At 52.2% G+C, this 18,850-nt stretch carries 11 protein-coding genes; 7 read left to right on the top strand and 4 right to left on the bottom strand.

Annotated elements, in window-relative coordinates:
- The first annotated feature begins 65 nt into the window (after window positions 1–65).
- Together HY774_25635 and HY774_25630 are read left to right on the top strand one after the other, a co-directional pair.
- The gene (locus tag HY774_25635) at window positions 66–410 is read left to right on the top strand and encodes a hypothetical protein (GenBank protein ID MBI4751881.1); all 345 of its coding nucleotides are present in this window, start codon (window positions 66–68) and stop codon (window positions 408–410) included.
- 514 nt (window positions 411–924) lie between these two features.
- Window positions 925–3,975: a hypothetical protein gene (locus HY774_25630; GenBank protein ID MBI4751880.1), complete on the top strand. Its 3,051-nt coding sequence runs from the start codon at window positions 925–927 to the stop codon at window positions 3,973–3,975.
- 163 nt (window positions 3,976–4,138) lie between these two features.
- Here HY774_25630 and HY774_25625 read toward each other — a convergent pair whose 3' ends face one another.
- Window positions 4,139–4,441: an antibiotic biosynthesis monooxygenase gene (locus HY774_25625; GenBank protein ID MBI4751879.1), complete on the bottom strand. Its 303-nt coding sequence runs from the start codon at window positions 4,439–4,441 to the stop codon at window positions 4,139–4,141.
- A 483-nt stretch (window positions 4,442–4,924) separates the two neighbouring features.
- Between HY774_25625 and HY774_25620 the strand changes: the two genes are divergently transcribed.
- Window positions 4,925–10,930, top strand: coding sequence for an AAA family ATPase (locus tag HY774_25620; GenBank protein MBI4751878.1), 6,006 nt, complete (start codon window positions 4,925–4,927; stop codon window positions 10,928–10,930).
- Between the two features lie 120 nt (window positions 10,931–11,050).
- Window positions 11,051–12,133 carry an AI-2E family transporter gene (locus HY774_25615; GenBank protein MBI4751877.1) on the top strand — a complete coding sequence of 361 codons (1,083 nt, stop codon included), beginning with the start codon at window positions 11,051–11,053 and terminating at the stop codon, window positions 12,131–12,133.
- A gap of 106 nt (window positions 12,134–12,239) precedes the next feature.
- On the opposite strand, the gene HY774_25610 is transcribed toward HY774_25615, so the two are convergent.
- The 3 genes from HY774_25610 to HY774_25600 form a co-directional block, all read right to left on the bottom strand.
- Window positions 12,240–12,932, bottom strand: a complete 693-nt coding sequence (locus HY774_25610; GenBank protein MBI4751876.1) for an amino acid racemase — start codon at window positions 12,930–12,932, stop codon at window positions 12,240–12,242.
- Between the two features lie 81 nt (window positions 12,933–13,013).
- A complete protein-coding gene (locus HY774_25605) occupies window positions 13,014–14,150 on the bottom strand; it encodes a hypothetical protein (GenBank protein MBI4751875.1) in 1,137 nt (378 codons plus the stop codon).
- 77 nt (window positions 14,151–14,227) lie between these two features.
- Entirely contained in the window at window positions 14,228–15,061 is an 834-nt protein-coding gene (locus tag HY774_25600; GenBank protein MBI4751874.1) for a class I SAM-dependent methyltransferase, read from the bottom strand.
- A gap of 62 nt (window positions 15,062–15,123) precedes the next feature.
- Between HY774_25600 and HY774_25595 the strand changes: the two genes are divergently transcribed.
- The 3 genes from HY774_25595 (at window position 15,124) to HY774_25585 (ending at window position 18,771) form a co-directional block, all read left to right on the top strand.
- Window positions 15,124–16,989 (top strand): CocE/NonD family hydrolase, encoded by a 1,866-nt coding sequence (locus HY774_25595; protein ID MBI4751873.1) that lies wholly within the window; start codon window positions 15,124–15,126, stop codon window positions 16,987–16,989.
- Window positions 16,990–17,351: 362 nt separating this feature from the next.
- Complete coding sequence (locus HY774_25590) at window positions 17,352–17,918, top strand: sigma-70 family RNA polymerase sigma factor (protein ID MBI4751872.1); 567 nt, start codon at window positions 17,352–17,354, stop codon at window positions 17,916–17,918.
- Between the two features lie 103 nt (window positions 17,919–18,021).
- A complete protein-coding gene (locus tag HY774_25585; protein ID MBI4751871.1) occupies window positions 18,022–18,771 on the top strand; it encodes a zf-HC2 domain-containing protein in 750 nt (249 codons plus the stop codon).
- Window positions 18,772–18,850 lie beyond the last annotated feature (79 nt).

Below are 18,850 nucleotides of genomic sequence, written 5' to 3'. Positions count from 1 at the left end.
TGTCGGATTGTCAAGGAACAGATTCGGTTACAGGGCGAGGGGGTTCGGGATCTGGTGATGGAAGTTTGTGCCGCCCTTCACAATTTTCGAGTTCGGATCACACCCTGGGTTCCTATGATTTAATCGTAATAACCTTTATTGGACTGCACCGGTTGAAGTCGCTGGCGCGGTTTGACCCGTTCACCATTTCGCCGCTCAAGGCTTCGCAGGGGTTGCGGACACCGATTGCCCTGATTACCGGCGATGCTGACCCGATTACGCCGCTCGAAGGCGTCCAGGCGATTGCTCACAACACCCAGGATTTGACCGTTGTCAAAGGTGCCTGCCATATGTGCGCTGGCGGAGGCTTTCCCGGAGGCTGGCGCGTCTGGGCCTCTGCCCGGCTGGCAAAGTGGGGACTGGGGGAATGACAAGGTGACAAGGTGACAAGGTGTTGCTCCTTTGAATTGTGTTCGTTCGAAAACCCTGAACCCTGAACCCGGAACCCGGAACCCGGAACCCGATTTTGTGTAATGATTTTAAATTTTCGGCACTACATCGGTGCTGGTTACTCTTTCTCGACAATTGGTGAGTTAGCTGACACCGATTTTGCTGATTGTCAGAGAAAGCAGTAACCAGGGATTCCACTGCTTGGTTCCATTCTAAAAGGCCCTGCCTGTCACCCTGTCACCTTGTCATTTTGTCACCTTGTCACCCTGTCACCTTGTCACCCTGTCACCCTGTCATTTTGTCACCTTGTCACCCTGTCACCTTGTCATTTTGTCACCTTGTCACCCTGTCAGTTTGTCACCTTGTCACCCTGTCACCCTGTCATCTGTCATCCTTCCTTCACAAGTGCCTTTCATAATTCCCCTTCTTTCATCCATAATCGGAAAATCTCAAATCCCAACCTTTTCTGATTTCAACTGGATGGAGTAATTCCTGATGCGTCTTCGTGTTTTCTGCTGGTTTGCCATTCTGATGCTGGTGATTGGAGGTTGCTCGCCGTCAATGCTGGCGTCCCAACGGTCGAAAGTCCGTGCGTCACATTCAAAAAAAGCACCTTCTCGCCAAAAAAAGCTCTTCTTACACAACGGCAAAAAATCAATTCCGGTGAACGTGCCACGCCAACCGCCGATTGATCGCGAGCATGGCTTTGAAAATGTCAAAGCCCGTGACCAGTGGTTGATGTTTGAACGAATGTATCCGTTTGATTCAATTCCAGTTGATGCACGTCGGCTGGCCTGGGAAAGCCGTCCACAGGCACGGTTTCAGCCCAATCAGGCGCAGTTTGTCTGGCGTTCGCTTGGACCGACACCCACAAATTCTGGCTTTCCAGACAACTGGGGGCAGACCAGTGGTCGCATCAACACGATTGCCGTTTCACCGACCGATCCGAATCTGGTTCTGGTTGGTGCGGCGACGGGTGGAATCTGGCGCTCGGTTGATGGTGGACAAACCTTTACCACCACCACGGATGATCAGGTTGACCTGGCGGTCGGTTCAATTGCCTTTGCAAAAAGCAACCCATCCGTGGTTTATGCCGGAATGGGCGATGCCAACGGAAACTACCTGGGAAATGGGGTGTTGAAATCAACCAATGCGGGTCAAACCTGGACCCGAGTCAGCAATTCATCTTTGCCGGCTCCGGGCCGGATTTTGAAAGTTGGGGTGGATCCAGCCAATCCAGATCGCGTGTATGCGGCTCAATTTGATCAACTTATCGCTTCAGGCAGCGTGACGAGCAGCGGATTTTATGTGTCCTCAGATGGAGGCGTCACCTGGAAACGGACCCTGACGGGGCTTGGACGTGATCTGGCAATTTCTCATGGAAATCCTGAGATTGTCTATGCCGCCATGAGCCGGGTTGATGAAAGCGGAAAACCGGCTGGGCTGTATCGCTCAACTGATCGCGGCGAGACCTGGACCGTGGCCTACACTTCACCATTTACCCAGGGCACGCTTGATCTGCAAATTGGGGTCACGCCAGCCAATCCGCAGGTGATCTATGTTTTTACCGGCGGATTTAGCAGTAATGCGTTTAGCTTGCGGGTTGAGGTCAGTACTGATGGTGGCCAGTCCTGGACGGCACGCAATACCAGCAACGTTGATACCGCACAGTTTAGCTACAACGCCTATATCGCGGTTGACCCAAACAACCCGGAAATTGTGTACCTGGGAACGCGGGATATTTTCAAATCCACCAATGGTGGCCGTGCCTGGACCAATCTCAATAACAATTTCCAATTTTCAGGTGACTACACGCCGGACAGGTCCAGCGCCCACCCTGACCAGCATGCGTTTGCCTTTATTCCAAATAGTCCAAACACATTTCTCTCTGGATGTGATGGCGGATTATACCGATCTTCCGATGGTGGCCAGACCTTCCAATCGTCAAATGCGTCGCTGTCATTAACTCAATTTTATGGAATTGCGGTCAACCCGACCGACCCTGATCTGATCTTTGGGGGAACGCAGGATAACGGTACCCAGCGCCGCATCGGAAGTTCAAGCACCTGGGAGGAGTTTATCAGCGGCGATGGTGGACAGGTCGTGGTCAATCCGCTCGACCCTGAGCAGCTTTTTACGACCTATGTGTATGGCACGATTTTTCGCTGGCGGGCAAATGGAAATGTTTTTGAAGATGTCGTTGGCTCTGACGAAGTATTTGGCGAAGGAAACCAGACCCGAATTGCTTTTATCGCTCCATTTGCAGGTAATGGTGTGGATTCAACGCTCTATTTTGGCACCTGGCGATTGTTTGTGAGCAAAGATTTGGGCGACACCTGGAAGGCACCGGCTGGAAATCTTGATTTGACGAAAGGTATCCGATCAGGGTTTTCCCCCGATGTGCTGTCAATTATTGCTGCCAGTTCGGCCAATCCAGATGTGATCTATACCGGTTCCGCTCAGGGACGGGTGATGGTGACGGCAGATGGCGGACGGACGTTCAAAGATATTACCGCTGGATTGCCAGATCGCTTTATCCGAAGTATTGCCATTGATCGCCAAAATCCGGCGACGGCCTATCTGACCGTTTCTGGTTTTCGCACCGGGCACGTGTTTAAAACCACAAATATGGGCACCACCTGGACCGACATCAGCGGAAATTTGCCGGATATCCCGGCACTGGCCGTGCTGGTTGACCCTCAGAACCCAACCACACTCTATCTTGGAACCGACATTGGAGTATTTCGATCAACCACGGGCGGGAATCAGTGGGAAGTGTTCAATAACGGAATGCCCCCGGTGAGGGTTACCGGGTTTGCGGTTCATCCAAATGGAACTATTCGGATCGCGACCTATGGCCGGGGAATGTTTGAACTCGAACAGCGTGATACTTCCGATACCACCAGCCCAACCGTGACTGTGACGGCGCCACAGGGAGGGGAAACACTCTCAATCAATAGCCAGTTTGAAATCTCGTGGCAGGCAACCGACGACACTGGCATTCGCAGTCAGGAAATTGCCCTTTCAACTGATGCCGGGGTCACCTTTCCAACCGTGATTGTCGCCGGACTGGCCGGAGCTACCCAAAGTTTCCGCTGGACCGTTCCTGAAGCACCCACCCAGCAAGCCCGCATTCAGGTGTCTGCCAGTGATCTGGCCGGCAATATTGGCCGCGCCACAAGTGCCGGGAATTTCACGATTCAGACACCACCTTCCGACACGGTTGCCCCGACGGTGACGGTGCTGGCACCCAACGGCCCGACTGACAAATTGCGCGCTGGAACGACATTTCTGGTTCGCTGGCAATCAACTGATAATGTTGGGGTTACAGCTCACGACGTGTTGTTTTCGACGGATGGTGGCGCGACCTACCCAACCACTCTGGTCACCGGGTTGACCGGAACGGCTCAATCGTTCAACTTTGCGATCCCAACCACGCAACCAAAGACCAAAACTGCCCGGATTCGAGTCATTGCCCGCGATGCCGCCGGCAATACAGGACAGGACGAGAGCAACGCCAATCTCAAGATCAAGCCAGCCAGGTAGTGACAAGATGACCAGGTGACAGGATGACAAGATGACAGAGTGACAAATGACCAAATGACAGAGTGGCGAAATCCGCAGAGTAGTGAATGAATCATCCAGTCACTTTGTCAATTGGTCACCCTGTCACTTTGTCACCTTGTCACCTTGTCACCTTGTCACTTTGTCAAGTATGAGCCAGCAAATCATCCACCACGTCCAGATACAGGTCCGGGTGGCGGAGTTCAACACTATCAGCCATCATCTGACGGCCTTCAGCTTCAGCCGAAGGGGTAATCCGCGCGGCTTCCCAGGCTTCGCGTGACGGCCACTGGGCATAAGCGATCCAGGTTCCATCACTTGCCTTGTGCAATCGGGAGCCAAGGCTGCCGTTTTGTTCCCGAATGGCGACCGTCACGCGGTGCCAGCCTTCCTGAAAGCGGGTTTCTTTCCCTGGTTTGAGTGTCCACCGATACATTGCAACAAACATCGTGGTTGAATTCTCCTCTGGTGAAAAAAGTGCTTGGAATTCCCTCTACTTTTCAGAGAAGATAAATCCTGTCAAGATCCAACATTTGCGCGCACCTGAATTTCTGAGTACATCGCCTGGTGATTCCCCTTCAATTCCAGTGTTTTGAGTATTTTGTCCTTTGTGCCTGGTCCCTGGTGACCGGTACAAGTCCCCATATCGGGATCAAACTGGTTTTCGCCCGGATGGGCGGTGGAAAGTAGCCGGTGTGGAAGCCGGCTTTGAGGCGCACCCTCCGGAAGTGTTACCCAGGAGGTGAGCGCGCCCGGATGGGCACTGGGTTATTGACACCATTGATTTACGAAACATCAGGAAGGGATGAACTTTTAACTGGTCCAGCGCCCATCCGGGCGCGAGGGGAATTGGAACAAAAACCGGTGGGTGCGCCTCAAAGCAGGCTTCCACACCGGCTACTTTCCGGCGCCCTGCGGGCGGAGAACACACTTGTTTACGCTTCCCGGATATCACATTCAAAAACAGTGTTTTGAGAGCGGGCATTCCCTGATTTTTCGCGCTGAGCGATGTTCAGATCAACTGCCGGTTGTCCTCAAAGTGTTGAAAAATGAGTATCCGACCCTGGAGGAGTTGGCCCGATTTCGGCAGGAATATGAGATTTTAAGAGGTTTGGAATCAGACCGGATTATCCGGGTCCATGCCCTGGAATCATTCCAAAATACCCTGGCCATTGTACTTGAAGACTTTGGCGGCGAGTCGCTGACCAGTGTCCTGCCGTATCTGACTTTAACCATTGAAGACTTTCTCCATCTGGCGATTGAATTGACAAAAGCGCTGGGCGAGATCCAGCAGCACCACATCATCCACAAAGACATCAATCCTTCAAATATCATCTATAACCAGTCAACCGGGCAGTTGAAGTTGATTGATTTCGGGATTTCGACCGTGTTGACCAGGGAAAACCCGATCCTGCGCAATCCGAATGTGCTCGAAGGGACACTGGCCTATATCTCACCGGAACAAACCGGGCGGATGAATCGGGCGATTGACTACCGAACTGATTTTTATTCACTTGGGATCACTTTCTACGAACTACTCACCGGACAATTGCCCTTTGTGTCGGATGATGCGATGGAACTGGTGCACTGGCACCTGGCGAAACAACCAGTTCCGCCCGAGGCATTACGGCCTGACATTCCGGTGATGGTGTCGCGTTTGATTTTAAAGTTGATGGCCAAAACCGCCGAAGAGCGCTATCAAAGTGCTCACGGCCTGTGGCTCGATCTCAACCGCTGCCTGGAGCTGGTTCAGTCAGGGCAGACGGACTTTGTGTTCCAGCCTGGACAGGAAGATTTTTCCGAACGGTTTCAGATTCCCCAAAAACTCTATGGCCGGCAGGCCGAAATCGAACAATTGCTGGCGGCCTTTGATCGGGTGAGCCAGGGGAAGCGGGAAATGCTGCTGGTCGTGGGGTATTCCGGCATTGGAAAATCAGCGCTGGTCCAGGAAATTTATAAGCCGATTACCGAGCGCCGGGGGTATTTTGTCGCCGGGAAATTTGATCAACTCCAGCGCAATATTCCATACACGGCCTTGATCCAGGCTTGTGATTCGCTCATTCACCAGCTTTTAACCGAACCCGAAGAAAAGATTGCTTCCTGGCGGAGTGCCTTGCACCTGGCGCTGGGCTCCAGCGGACAGGTCATTGTCGAAGTATTGCCCGCGATTCAGTTGATTTTAGGGCCACAACCACCCGTCGAAACCCTGCCGCCGCTTGAGTCGCAAAACCGGTTCCATCGGGTATTTCGCCAGTTTATCAAAGTGTTTGCCCAGGTTGAGCACCCGCTGGTGATGTTCGTTGATGATTTGCAATGGGCGGATGCCGCCTCGTTGAAGTTGATTCACTGGCTGGTCACAGAGCCTGAGCCCAGTTATTTGTTTATCATCGGCGCCTATCGTGACAACGAAGTCCATCTGACCCATCCATTGATTTTGGCGCTCGATGAACTGATACGGTCCTATGTCCTGCTCACCCAGGTGAGATTGTCGCGACTGGAATTGCCCCATGTGATGCAACTCGTGGCTGATACTTTGAGTTGTTTGCCGTCTGACGCCAGGCCGCTGGCTGAATTGGTGCTGGCGAAAACCCAGGGAAATCCGTTCTTTATGAATGAATTTCTCAAGTCGCTGGCGGCTGATGGGCTGATTTGGTTTGATTTTCAAGCTGGGCGCTGGCAGTGGGATGTGGTCCACATTCGGGAATGCGATATCACCGACAACGTGGTTGAACTGATGGCGGGCAAGGTGCGGAAGCTCAATCCTTCCACCCAGGAGCTGCTCAAACTGGCGGCCTGTATCGGGAACCATTTTGATATTCATACCCTGGCCATTGTTTCCGGTAAAACGCCCCAAACCACGATCCGAACCTTGCGAACCGCCGTGAGCGAAGGGCTGGTAACGCCTCTGGGTGATACCTACAAATTACTGGAGCTTGACCTGCCTGACCGGCAACAAGGATTAAAAGCGGAGTACAAATTTCTACACGACCGCATTCAGCAGGCGGTTTACTCATTGATTCCGGAAACCGATAGACACAATGTTCATTTGTTGATCGGGCGGCAACTCCTCGCACAAACTCCCGACAGCCGCCGCGAACAGGTGATCTTTGATATTGTCAATCATCTCAATCAGGCAACGTCACGGTTGAGCCGTCCGGCTGACCTGCGACAACTGGCGGAGTTGAATCTGGTTGCCGCTCGCAAAGCCAAAGCGTCGGCGGCATTTGAATTGATGTACACCTATTTGCAGCACGGTCTGAAGCTCTTGCCAGGCAAGTGCTGGGAAAGCCTGTATCAACTCACGCTGGATTTTTACATTGAAATTGCCGAAGCCGCGTTTCTCAACACCGATTTTGTCAGCTTTGATATCCATGCGCGGACTGCCCTTGAGCGGACGCATTCGTTGCTGGATGTGCTGAAAATTTATGAAGTTCAGATCCAGGCGTGCATGGCCCAAAACCAGCAGCTCAAGGCGATTGAAACGGCGGTTGGAATTCTCAACCAACTTGGTGTGACTCTGCCACAAAAACCGACGTCGAAACACTTCCACCGCGAACTGGCTCACACCCGAGCCCTGCTGGCCGGCAAAACCATCGAGGAGTTGCTCGATTGGCCATTGATGACCGATCCCAAAAAACAGGCGGCGATGCGCATCCTGGCGGGGATTACTTCCGCTGCGTACCAGGCGTTGCCGGCGTTGTTCCCACTGGTGACCCTCCAGCAAGTCAATTTGTCGGTCAACTATGGCAATGCGCCGCTTTCAACCTATGCCTATGGGCTGTATGGCGTGGTGTTGTGCGGGCTCGCCAAAGATATCGAAACCGGCTATCAGTTTGGACAGTTGGGATTGCGGTTGTTGGAAAAATTCGGCTCGAAAGAACTGGCGGCCAAGACCGTTTTTTCCGTCAATGTCACCGTCCGAAACTGGAAAGAACACCCCAAGGAAACCATTTCATCATTTCAGGAAGCCTATCAAAACGGCCTTGAAACCGGTGATCTGGAATATGCCGCATTATGTGCCTTTGGTCATTGCTATCACGCCTATCACATTGGCGCTGAATTGACCTCACTGGAGCAGGTGATGGCGGCTTATCGCGAAGCTCCTGGCCACTTGCTGCATTTGATTCAACTGTATCGTCAAGTCGTCCTGAATTTGATCGGCAAAAACAACCATCCCTGTCAGTTGATTGGTGTGTCATATGACGAGACGGTCAGTGTGGCGTTTCATGAGCGGGCCAACAACCGCACGGCCCTGGCCCGGTACTGGATGAACAAAGCCATGCTGGGATTCTGGTTTTATGAGCTGGACACGGCATATCCGGCCATCCGAAAGGCTGAGTCCCTGCTTGACGGAATTATTGGGACCTATGACTCATCGTTATTTTACTTTTATGACTCGCTGATTCTGCTGGCCGGCTGGTATGAATCCTCAGCCAGCGAGCAACTCGCCATTTTGAAACGTGTTGCCATAAATCAGCGCAAATTAAAAGGATGGGCCCGGCACGCACCACAAAACTACCTCCACAAGCACGCACTGGTTCAAGCCGAATGCTACCGGGTCCAGGCGCAACCACACACCGCCGGGATGTGGTATGAAACCGCGATTGATCTGGCCAAAAAGCATACTTTTCCGCATGAAGAAGCCCTGGCCTGCGAATTAGCTGCCCGGTTTTATCTTGGTCAGCGACGAATGAACATTGCGTTTGGCTATCTGATGGATGCCCGATATGGATTTCAGCGGTGGGGGGCGCTGGCCAAAGTCAAACACATTGACGACCACTATTCGCCACTGATGGCACGCAAGATCGAAACGCGCGGGACCTCCACCACTTTCATTGCATTACCTGTATTTTCAACAACTTCGACCGGGAGTGCATCGGCTGGAGTGCTGGATCTGGCTTCGGTGGTGAAAGCATCACAGGCATTGTCGAGCGAGATTGTACTGGAGAAACTGCTTTCCAAGCTCATGCGCATCCTGATTGAAAATGCCGGGGCACACAAAGGAGCGCTCTTGTTTCCCCAGGGCGGAGAACTGGTCATCGAAGCCGAATGTGAAGCTGGGAAACCGGCCCGAAATGTTCTCCAATCACTTCCAGCGCGCGCCTCACGCGATTTGCCGCAGGCGGTGGTGAATTATGTCGCTCGGGCCCACGAAACGGTGTTGCTTGAGAATGCCCCGAATGATCGGCGATTTGGGCACGATCCATACATTCAACGGAATCAAATCCGGTCAATTTTATGCCAGCCGGTGTTGCATCAGGGAAAACTGACCGCGGTACTCTACCTGGAAAACCAGACTTCGTTTGCGGCCTTCACGCCACAACGGGTCGAAATGTTGAATTTGCTCTCCGCTCAGGCTGCTGTGTCGCTTGAAAACGCGCTGCTCTATGCCAATTTGGAGCGCAAAGTGGCCGAACGCACCGCCGAGCTTTCACTTTTGAACCTCGAATTGGGTGAGCGAAATCGTCAACTTGAAGAAACCCGGATTGAAGCTGAAAAACAACGTGAACGAGCCGAAGACGCCAGTCTGGCCAAGAGCCGCTTTCTGGCCAGCATGAGCCACGAATTGCGCACCCCGCTCAATGCCATTCTTGGCTTTACCCAGTTGCTGGCGCGGAAAACCAGACCGAGTGATGAAGCCTATGAACACCTGTCAACGATTCTGACGAGCGGTGAGCACTTGCTCGGATTGATCAATGATGTGCTCTCGATTTCAAAAATCGAGGCGGGTCAGATGTTTCTCAACGAACATGATTTTGACTTGCACCTGTTGCTGCAAAGTGTTGAGAACATGTTCCGGTTGCGGGCCGATGCCAAAGGTCTGGAATTTTACTGTTCCCTCGCGCCGGACTTGCCGCATCTGGTGACCGGGGACGAAGGGAAACTGCGCCAGATCCTGCTCAACCTGTTGAGCAATGCCTTTAAGTTTACTGAATCAGGCCGGATTGTGGTGCGCACAGCCTGGGCTGAACAGCGGGCGATGTTTGAAGTTGAAGATACAGGCGTGGGGATCGCCCCCGAGGAAATGAGCCGGTTGTTTGAGGCTTTTATGCAAACTCAAGCGGGGCTGAAAACCCAGGAAGGAACGGGTCTGGGACTGGTCATCAGCCGAAATTTTGCCCGGTTGATGGGTGGCGATATTACTGTCGCCAGTCAGGTTGGAAAGGGCTCTACGTTTCGCGTCGAAATCAGTTTGCCACGCATGAACACCGCGATCATTCGATCCACTCCCGACCTTGGGCGAGTGGTGCGTGTGTCGCCAGGCCAACGCGTGTTCAAAATGCTGGTGGTGGATGATTCGTGGGAAAACCGGACCGTGTTGTCGCAACTTTTGGAGTCAGTTGGGTTTGAAGTCATCACGGCTCGCAACGGGCGCGAGGCGATCACCTGCTGGCAAATCGTTCACCCCGATGTGGTCTGGATGGAACTGGATATGCCGGAACTCAACGGGTATGAAACCGCACGCGCGATTCGACGTCTGGAACAGGCATCAGTTGTGAATTGGCATCCCGCCATGGAGCTACCGAATCGTGACCAGACGGTGTTAGTCGCCCTCTCGGCCAGCGTTTTCGAGCAGGACCGGGAAGCGATTCTCAACGCTGGATTTCAGGAATTTATTGCCAAACCCTATCGCGAAGCCGTGATTTTTGGCGTGATGGCACAGTATCTTGGTGTTGTGTATGAATATGAAGCGCCCGAAATCACCGCCGAACGTGATTCAAAAAGCCGCGAATCCACCAAGTTGATTGATTGGGCCAATCATTTAATGGCACTGCCGTCAGCCCTGGTGTCTCAGCTTCGCGAAACGCTGGTGGTTGGTGATACCGTGGCGGCACTCCAACTCACGGAGGATATTCGCCAGATGAACCCGTTGCTGGCTGATGAAGTCGAACGCATGGTGAGAAGCTATAAGTTTGATGAATTGCTGGATGCGTAAAACCATTGGGTTCTGGGTTTGGAAAAAGGACATAAAGGACCAAAAGGACATAAAGGACATAAATTTGAAAACCCGGAACCCGGAACCCGGACCCGGAACCCGGAACCCGGCTGAGATCTTATGCACAACAAAAAAGTCAGAGTCGCATTTTTAATGAGTTTGGCTGCTGTGGCCCTTGGGTTTTGTTATGTCATTGCTGGGCCGTTTTTGGAGCCGATTTTTCTAGCCGTCATTCTGGCGGTAGTGGTGTATCCGGCACATCGCCGATGGGTCGTCAGCCGGATTCGCAATCCGAACCGGGCCGCGCTGGTTTCAACCCTGGCCATTGCCTGCCTGAGTTTGCTGGTCACGGTGGGGCTGACGCTGGGCATCACACGCGAAGTCCATTCCTTTTATTTATTGATCAAAGATCAGAGCGGCCAGCCGGGAGGCTTCTTTGAAACGTTCTCGCATACATTTGAGCGAGCCCGATTGTGGCTCGGTCAATATGTTGATATGACTCAATTTGACCTCCGGGCAACCGTTCTGGGGCAGGCTGAACAAATCAGCAAGTTGTTGCTCGCCCAAACCGCAAACCTGCTTGGAAATATCGTGGCGGTCGTGGTCGAAGCCGTTATTACCTTTCTGACGTTGTTTTTCTTTTTGCGTGATGGGCGTGCGATATGGCGACGACTTTCCGTCTGGTTCCCACTTCGGCGGGATCAGGTCGAAAAACTTGCAACCGGCGTCAGTAGCATGATTACTGCCAGCGTCTATGGCATGGCCGCCGTTGGCGCGGCCCAGGGAACGCTGACCTTCATTGCGTTTGTTGCGCTTGGTTTACCTTCTCCGATTTTATGGGGATTTGTGGCGGGTGTGTTTTCACTCATCCCGCTGGTTGGATCCAGCATCATCTGGGTTCCAACGACGATCATTTTGTTTCTCACCGGGCACTGGATCAAAGGCATCATCATGCTGACCTGGGGGGCACTGGTGATCGGCATGGCGGACAATGTGATTCGTCCGATTATCCTGAGCGGCTCGACGAAAACTTCCTATCTACTTACATTCTTTGCACTTCTGGGTGGAGTAAGGGCCTTTGGATTGATTGGATTGTTTCTTGGACCGCTGATTCTGGCACTGACCCAGACGCTGTTTCAACTCTTACAAGAAGAAGGAAACTGGTGGGCACCCGATGCACCAGATGACAATGTGACAGAATGACAGGGTGACAAATGACAGGGTGGCAAATGACAGAATGACAGTGGTCACCTTGTCACCTTGTCACCTTGTCACCTTGTCACCTTGTCAATGGTCACCCTGTCATTGGTCACTGAAGCGCGTGTTGGACTGCTGCTCTGGCCAGCAACCGGGTTGAATCCAGCGTTGGCACCGGCGAATCAGCATCGCTGATCAGAAGCGGAATTTCCGTGCATCCCAGCACTGCCGCATCACAACCCTCTTCATTTTGAAGCCGCGTAATCACCTTCACAAAAAAAGCACGGGCTTCATCAGTCAGGCGTCCATACACCAGTTCATCAAAAATGTGATCGTTGATGCGGATGCGTTCTTCCAGATTTGGAATGCGGTATTCGAGGCCGAGCGGTTCTAATCGGCTCGGATAGACCGGGCCTTCCATCAGATATTTCGTGCCGAGAATGGCCAGGCGCTTGAATCCACGTCGGTTGGCTTCGGCGCCGACTTCTTCGGCAATATGCAGCCAGGAAATCGGCGAGGTTTCTTTGAAGAAATCAAGTGCCTGATGGATGGTGTTATCTGGGCAAATGGCAAAGTCAGCGCCGGTTTGGGCGACTTTGTGGGTTGAAGAGAGCATCAGGTTGGCGACGCCCTGCCAGCTATCAGCGTCAATGCACTTCATATATTCACTGAGTGGATGGGAATGCAGTGAAATTTGTGGATGGGCGTGGCGACCCATCAACTCAGCACCCACAAGGCTAATGGTTCGATAACAGAGCGCAGCCCCCTCAGTGCTGCAGGCAACAATTCCAATGTGTTTGGTCATAGGTGGTTAAGAGTGAGTAGCGAGTCGCGAGTCGCGAGTAGTCGTTCGCATTACTACTCATTACTCACCACTCACTACTCGCTATCTCGCTATCTCGCTTTCAGATAAGATTTCTGGGCCTGGTTTTTCCATCACATAGATCATCGCCGGGTAGGTTCGTCCACCACGGCTGGTCGAAAGCGTTTTGGCGGATTTTTCGCCTGGGTCAGAGTCAATAACTTCAATTGAAACACGAAGTTGGAGTGGGACAACAAGTTCCGGATTTGAATCAGACGTTAACAAGCTGAGTGGATAGGCGGCTTCAACTACATATCCGCCTGGAATGGCTTTGGTTTGACTGCTGGCTGGTTTGATGATTTCGCGGGTGCTTGAAATGAGGTGCACACTGTCTTTGGTGGTTACCTGATCGTCGGTGACTTCAGCCCGAAGATACAGAATTTTGCCGACGACAAGTGCGCCGAGTCGCGCGGAGAGATCATCTTTGCCACGCCAGCCTGACCGTCCGGTGACAATATCGGCCTGGGATTTGAGTATCACTGAAGTTCCTGGCCATTCGTTGGCAGAAATGATGCCATCCAGGTTTGGCGACACAGTACTTTTCCCGGCTCGAATTTGGAAAAAGGAAAGCTTTTTTGAGCCTTTTTCACGGTTGGTTTGTTCTTCGGCAAAGCCCGTCAGGAGGTTGACATCGAGTTGCTCCAGGTCATCGGGTTCGAATGTATGAAATGAGCTGGTTGTATTTCCAATCAGTACCCACTGACCTTGCTGCCAGCGAAAACGGTCGGTGATGGTCCATCTCCAGGCTGAACCGCCATAGTGTTCGACCACCACCGACCCACGTTCGATTCGGACTCCGGCAAACGGGTCACCAAATACGCCACCACAGTTACGGCACAAAATTGCCTGATCGGAAACAATTGACCGCCGCCAGGTTTTGCCTTCGCGAAAGGCAATCAGGAGCCAGCGACTGCGATCAGTTTCTTCGTCTTCGGTCGAGTCAGGTGCCAGCGCCAGAACCACATCCGGCTGGTTGTCGCCGTTGAGGTCACCTTCTGCTTTTTCAAGCACTGTCCAATCTGTTGGGACAAATTCTTCAATCGTGCGCGCCGTCAGCGGAAAGGGAAGTTGCTCTTTGGCCAATGCGGTGGATGTCCCAGCAAAAATGAGGAGCAGGAGAAGAACCAGGGTTCCGGGTTTTTGAACTTGAGATTTTTTCATTGGTTATTCTCCGTTTACTGGGGCTTGAAGTGCTTGTAACCATTTGATCTTTCGAACGGAACCCGGAACCCGGTTTTTCACGGTTTGCGTGCCCGAATAGAGAACAAAAATGGCAACGACGCCTGATGATCGGGCATTCGCCACCAGCCGTCTTCCGACTGCTGCATAAAGGGAAATGCCTGATAGACACAAAATGGAAACTCGTGCAGAAACTCGATGTGTAATCCAACTTTGATGAGTGCCGTGACGATGTCGCCTACATTGTAAATCCAGCAGTATTCGGTAGTTTCCTGAATTTCAGTCGTGCGGTCAGTGTAGGTACCCTCAGTCTGGCATTCGACTGGCTCGGACGTCCAAAAATAAGGATATTTCAGCCGGAAAGCCTCTGTGGTCGAAGCTTCGTCAAAGACATAGGGAAACGGATGGATTTCAGCAATATAGAATGTCCCGCCCGGTTTCAAGGCTCCTGCCACGATCTGTGCCCAGCGGTCATAATCATGCAGCCACACCAGCACGCCATAGGACGTAAATACCACATCGAATTGTTCGTCGAGCACTGCCGGTAACTCATAGACATTGGAACAGATAAACCGGGCGTTAAGTCCAAGTTCGTCATTGAGCGAGCGGGCCAGGGCAATCGCCTGGTCTGAAAAATCCACACCTGTTACCTGAGCCCCGCAGCGTGCCCAGGAGAGCGTGTCCATTCCAAAATGGCATTGCAGATGCAGGAGTGATTTTCCCGTAACGTCGCCAACCTCCTTGATTTCAAGCGGGCGCAACGAGGTGTTTCCGGCCTTAAACCCTTCAAGGTCATAAAACTTTGACTGGGCGTGGATGGCGACAAGTTCATTCCACCGCCGCAAGTTGGTTGTGGTACAGTGCGTGATGGCCAAACCGTTTGATTCTTGCATATTACCCCTACATTGATTCCCAAAATGAACTTTTTCTGAAGTGTGAGGAGGACTCTGTTGCGATGAATTGTTTCCGATCTGTTGCCCCGCGTTTGTTGGGTGTGTGTCTCCTGGTCCTGTGGAGTGCCAGTCTATCGGTGCTGGCGCAAGAGACCTTTGATGTCAAAGCCCACTATACAAAGTATGAATACCAGATTCCAATGCGTGATGGGGTGAAGTTGTTCACCTCGGTGTATGTCCCCAAAGACACGTCCCAAAAATATCCAATTTTGATGAACCGAACGCCCTACACCGTGTCGCCTTACGGTGCGGACTACAAAGAAAACATTGGGCCATCGGCGGCGATGGCCAGGGAAGGGTACATCTTTGTGTATCAGGATGTGCGCGGAAAATGGATGTCGGAAGGTGAGTTTATGGACGTGCGGCCCGTCAATCCTCAAAAAAAGAAGCCGACCGACATTGATGAAAGCTCAGATACCTGGGACACGGTTGACTGGCTGGTGAAAAACATTCCAAACAACAACGGCAAAGTTGGAATGTGGGGTATTTCCTACCCTGGGTTTTATGCCGCACTGGGGCTGGTTGAATCTCACCCGGCACTGGTGGCCGTTTCGCCACAAGCCCCGATTGCCGACTGGTTTATCGGGGATGATTTCCACCACAATGGTGCTTTTTACCTGATTGATTTCTTTCGGTTTTATTATGCGTTTGGTCAGCCGCGCCCCAAACCAACGACGGAACGGTCACCCAATTTTGAGTATGGAACACCAGATGGGTACAAGTTTTTCCTGGAGCTTGGACCGCTGACCAATATCAATGCGAAGTACTATAAAAACAACATTGCCTACTGGAACGAAGCGTCCCAGCACGGCACCTATGACGAGTACTGGAAAGCCCGAAACGTCCTGCCGCATTTGAAAAATGTCAAACCAGCGGTGATGACGGTTGGCGGCTGGTTTGACGCCGAAGATTTGTATGGCCCGCTCCATATTTATGATGCGGTGGAGAAAAACAATCCGGGCCGATTCAATATCCTGGTGATGGGCCCCTGGTATCACGGCGGCTGGGCACGTACCGATGGCGAAAATATTGGTAGCATTTCCTTTGCCCAGAAATCTGCCGTGTACTATCGCGAGCAACTGGAGTTGCCGTTTTTCAACTTTCATTTGAAAGGGAAGGGCACGATCAATCTACCCGAAGCGGCGATTTTTAATACCGGGGCCAATGAGTGGCGTGCGTTTGAGACCTGGCCACCGAAAAATCTCCAGGAAAAGTCGCTCTATTTTCATCCGAACGGGAAGCTTTCATTTGAGCCTCCACCAACGGCTGGCAAAAATGCATTTGACGAATATGTGAGCGATCCGGCCAAACCAGTTCCCTTCACCAATGAAATCACCAATGACCGCAGCCGCGAATATATGGTTGAAGATCAACGGTTTGCAGCTCGCCGCCCGGATGTGCTGGTCTATCAAACCGATGTGCTGACCGAAGATATGACCCTGGCCGGTCCGATGCTGGCTGAACTCTTTGTCTCAACCACGGGCACAGATTCAGACTGGATTGTCAAAGTCATTGATGTTTTCCCAGACACTGAGCCAGACAATGGGGCTGTCAAAATGGGCGGCTACCAGATGCTGGTTCGCGGTGAAGTGATGCGCGGCAAATTTCGCAACAGCTATGAAAAGCCCGAAGCCATGAAACCCGGTCAGGTAACACGCGTTCCCGTGCCGCTTCAGGATTTGTGCCACATGTTCCGCAAAGGCCACCGGTTGATGGTCCAGGTACAGAGTTCGCCGGGTTCCGGGTTCCGGGTTCCGGGTTCCGGGTTCCGGGTTCCGGGTTCCGGGTTCCGGGTTCCGGGTTCCGGGTTCCGGGTTCCGGGTTCCGGGTTCCGGGTTCCGGGTTCCGGGTTTTCGAATCTTTGTTGATTACGGTTTTTGCCGCGTAGCGGTAGTTGAGTTGAGGTAGGTCGTTTACGGCCTGCGGCTGGGAAACAATACGGGAAAAGAAGGACAAAAGGGAAACAAGTAAGGGCGCCGTTGCTTTGAACTGCGCCTACTTCGAAAACCCTGAACCCTGAACCCTGAACCCTGAACCCTGAACCCTGAACCCTGAACCCTGAACCCTGAACCCGAGTCCCAAAATTCTCCAAACTATTTTTCTGACTCCTGGCTCTTACTGGCAAAACACAAGGCACAACTGAAAAAACAATCCCAAGATCCAAAAAGAACTCAATTCCACCGAAAACACTGCACCCCGGAGGTAAATGCGAAGTGAGGAGAGACGAACCTTGGAAACGACTGATGCTGAACTGGTTGAGCGTGTCTTATTAGGCGAAACGGAGGTATTTGGCATCCTGGTGCGGCGGTGGGAGCGTCCGATTTACAGCCTGGCCGTAAGAATGCTTGGGCGGGACGAAGATGCCTACGATATCTGCCAGGAGACCTTTCTTTCAGCGTTTCGCAATTTGAATTCTTTTCGAGGTGAGGCCAAATTTTCATCGTGGCTGTATCGGATTGCGATTAATTGTTGTCATTCGCGGCTCCGAAAACACTCTGAGAAATCAAATACTTCGATTGATGAACAGGTTGAAGAGTATGGCCTTGAACCCTCGGATCATCGGGTTGATTTACACGATGAACTCTATCGGCGTGAAGCCGCCGATCTGGTTCGCAAGGCCCTGGCGGCCCTCCCTCCGGAAATGCGACAGGTAATTGTGATGAAAGAATATGAAGGACTGAAATTTCACGAAATTGCCGACATTTTGGGCATTCCGGTCAGTACGGTGAAAACCCGGCTCTACACGGGGTTGACCTATATGCGCAAGCGGTTGGAACACGTCAAAGATGCCCTGTAAGCACACAAATGTATTCGATAATTCTATTAAAAATCTTTTATTTCAATATTTTAGATCGAAACGAACAATCCAATCCCACCCTGAAAGAGTTCGGAGTCCTATCATGAACGGCAAACCAAATCCCCCAATCTGTAACCGCAAAGACGACCTGGTGACCTATCTCTATGGCGAGGCGACACCCGCAGAAAGTCGGGCATTTGAACAACACGTCAAAGACTGCACTTCCTGTCGAGAGGAACTGGACGCCTTTACCGGCGTGCGGCGAGTGATGCAAACCTGGGAAGTCGAAACCGTACCGCGCATTGAAATTGATGTTCGGCCTACCTTTTGGCAAACCGTCAAACAGTTTTTTGTGGTGACGCCAGTGTGGGGCAAAGTGGTGCTGGCCGGCGCCTGTGGATTGGTGCTGCTAGCTTGTTTGAACGTTCGGGTTACCGTTGGCCATGATGGCGTTACTTTTTCGGCTGGGTTACAACCAGCACCGCAAGTGGTTGAGACCCGTGTCCTGCCAGGCAAACCAGTTGAGGTTCAAACCACACTGCAGAATCCAACCCCAACCACTGTTGCCCAATATGACGAAAAAGCGATTCGAGTTCTGATGGAAGAACTCATCAAAGTCAGTGAATCCCGTCAGGATGGCAAGCTCGCTTCTCAATTTGAAGTACTGGCCACACAGTTGAAAGCGCGCAACGACGCGGAACTCATCAAAGCCGTGAGTGCGCTCAAACGCGAACAGCGACAACAACTGCTCAATGTCCTGCACGAAGTTGACCGTCAGCAGCAAGCCCCCGACCTGCTTGACCTGCTGGGTCAGGCCCAAACTCGTGATACTTCGACGGACTTGGAACCATAACAAATGTGAAGTCAGTACCACCTGCGTCAGCGGGTGGATTCCCTGGTACTCAACCCACCCGCTGACGCAGGTGGTACTG

The sequence above is a fragment of the Acidobacteriota bacterium genome (genome assembly GCA_016208495.1).
GTDB lineage: Bacteria > Acidobacteriota > Blastocatellia > Chloracidobacteriales > Chloracidobacteriaceae > JACQXX01.
This window is presented reverse-complemented; position numbering and strand designations above follow the sequence as displayed.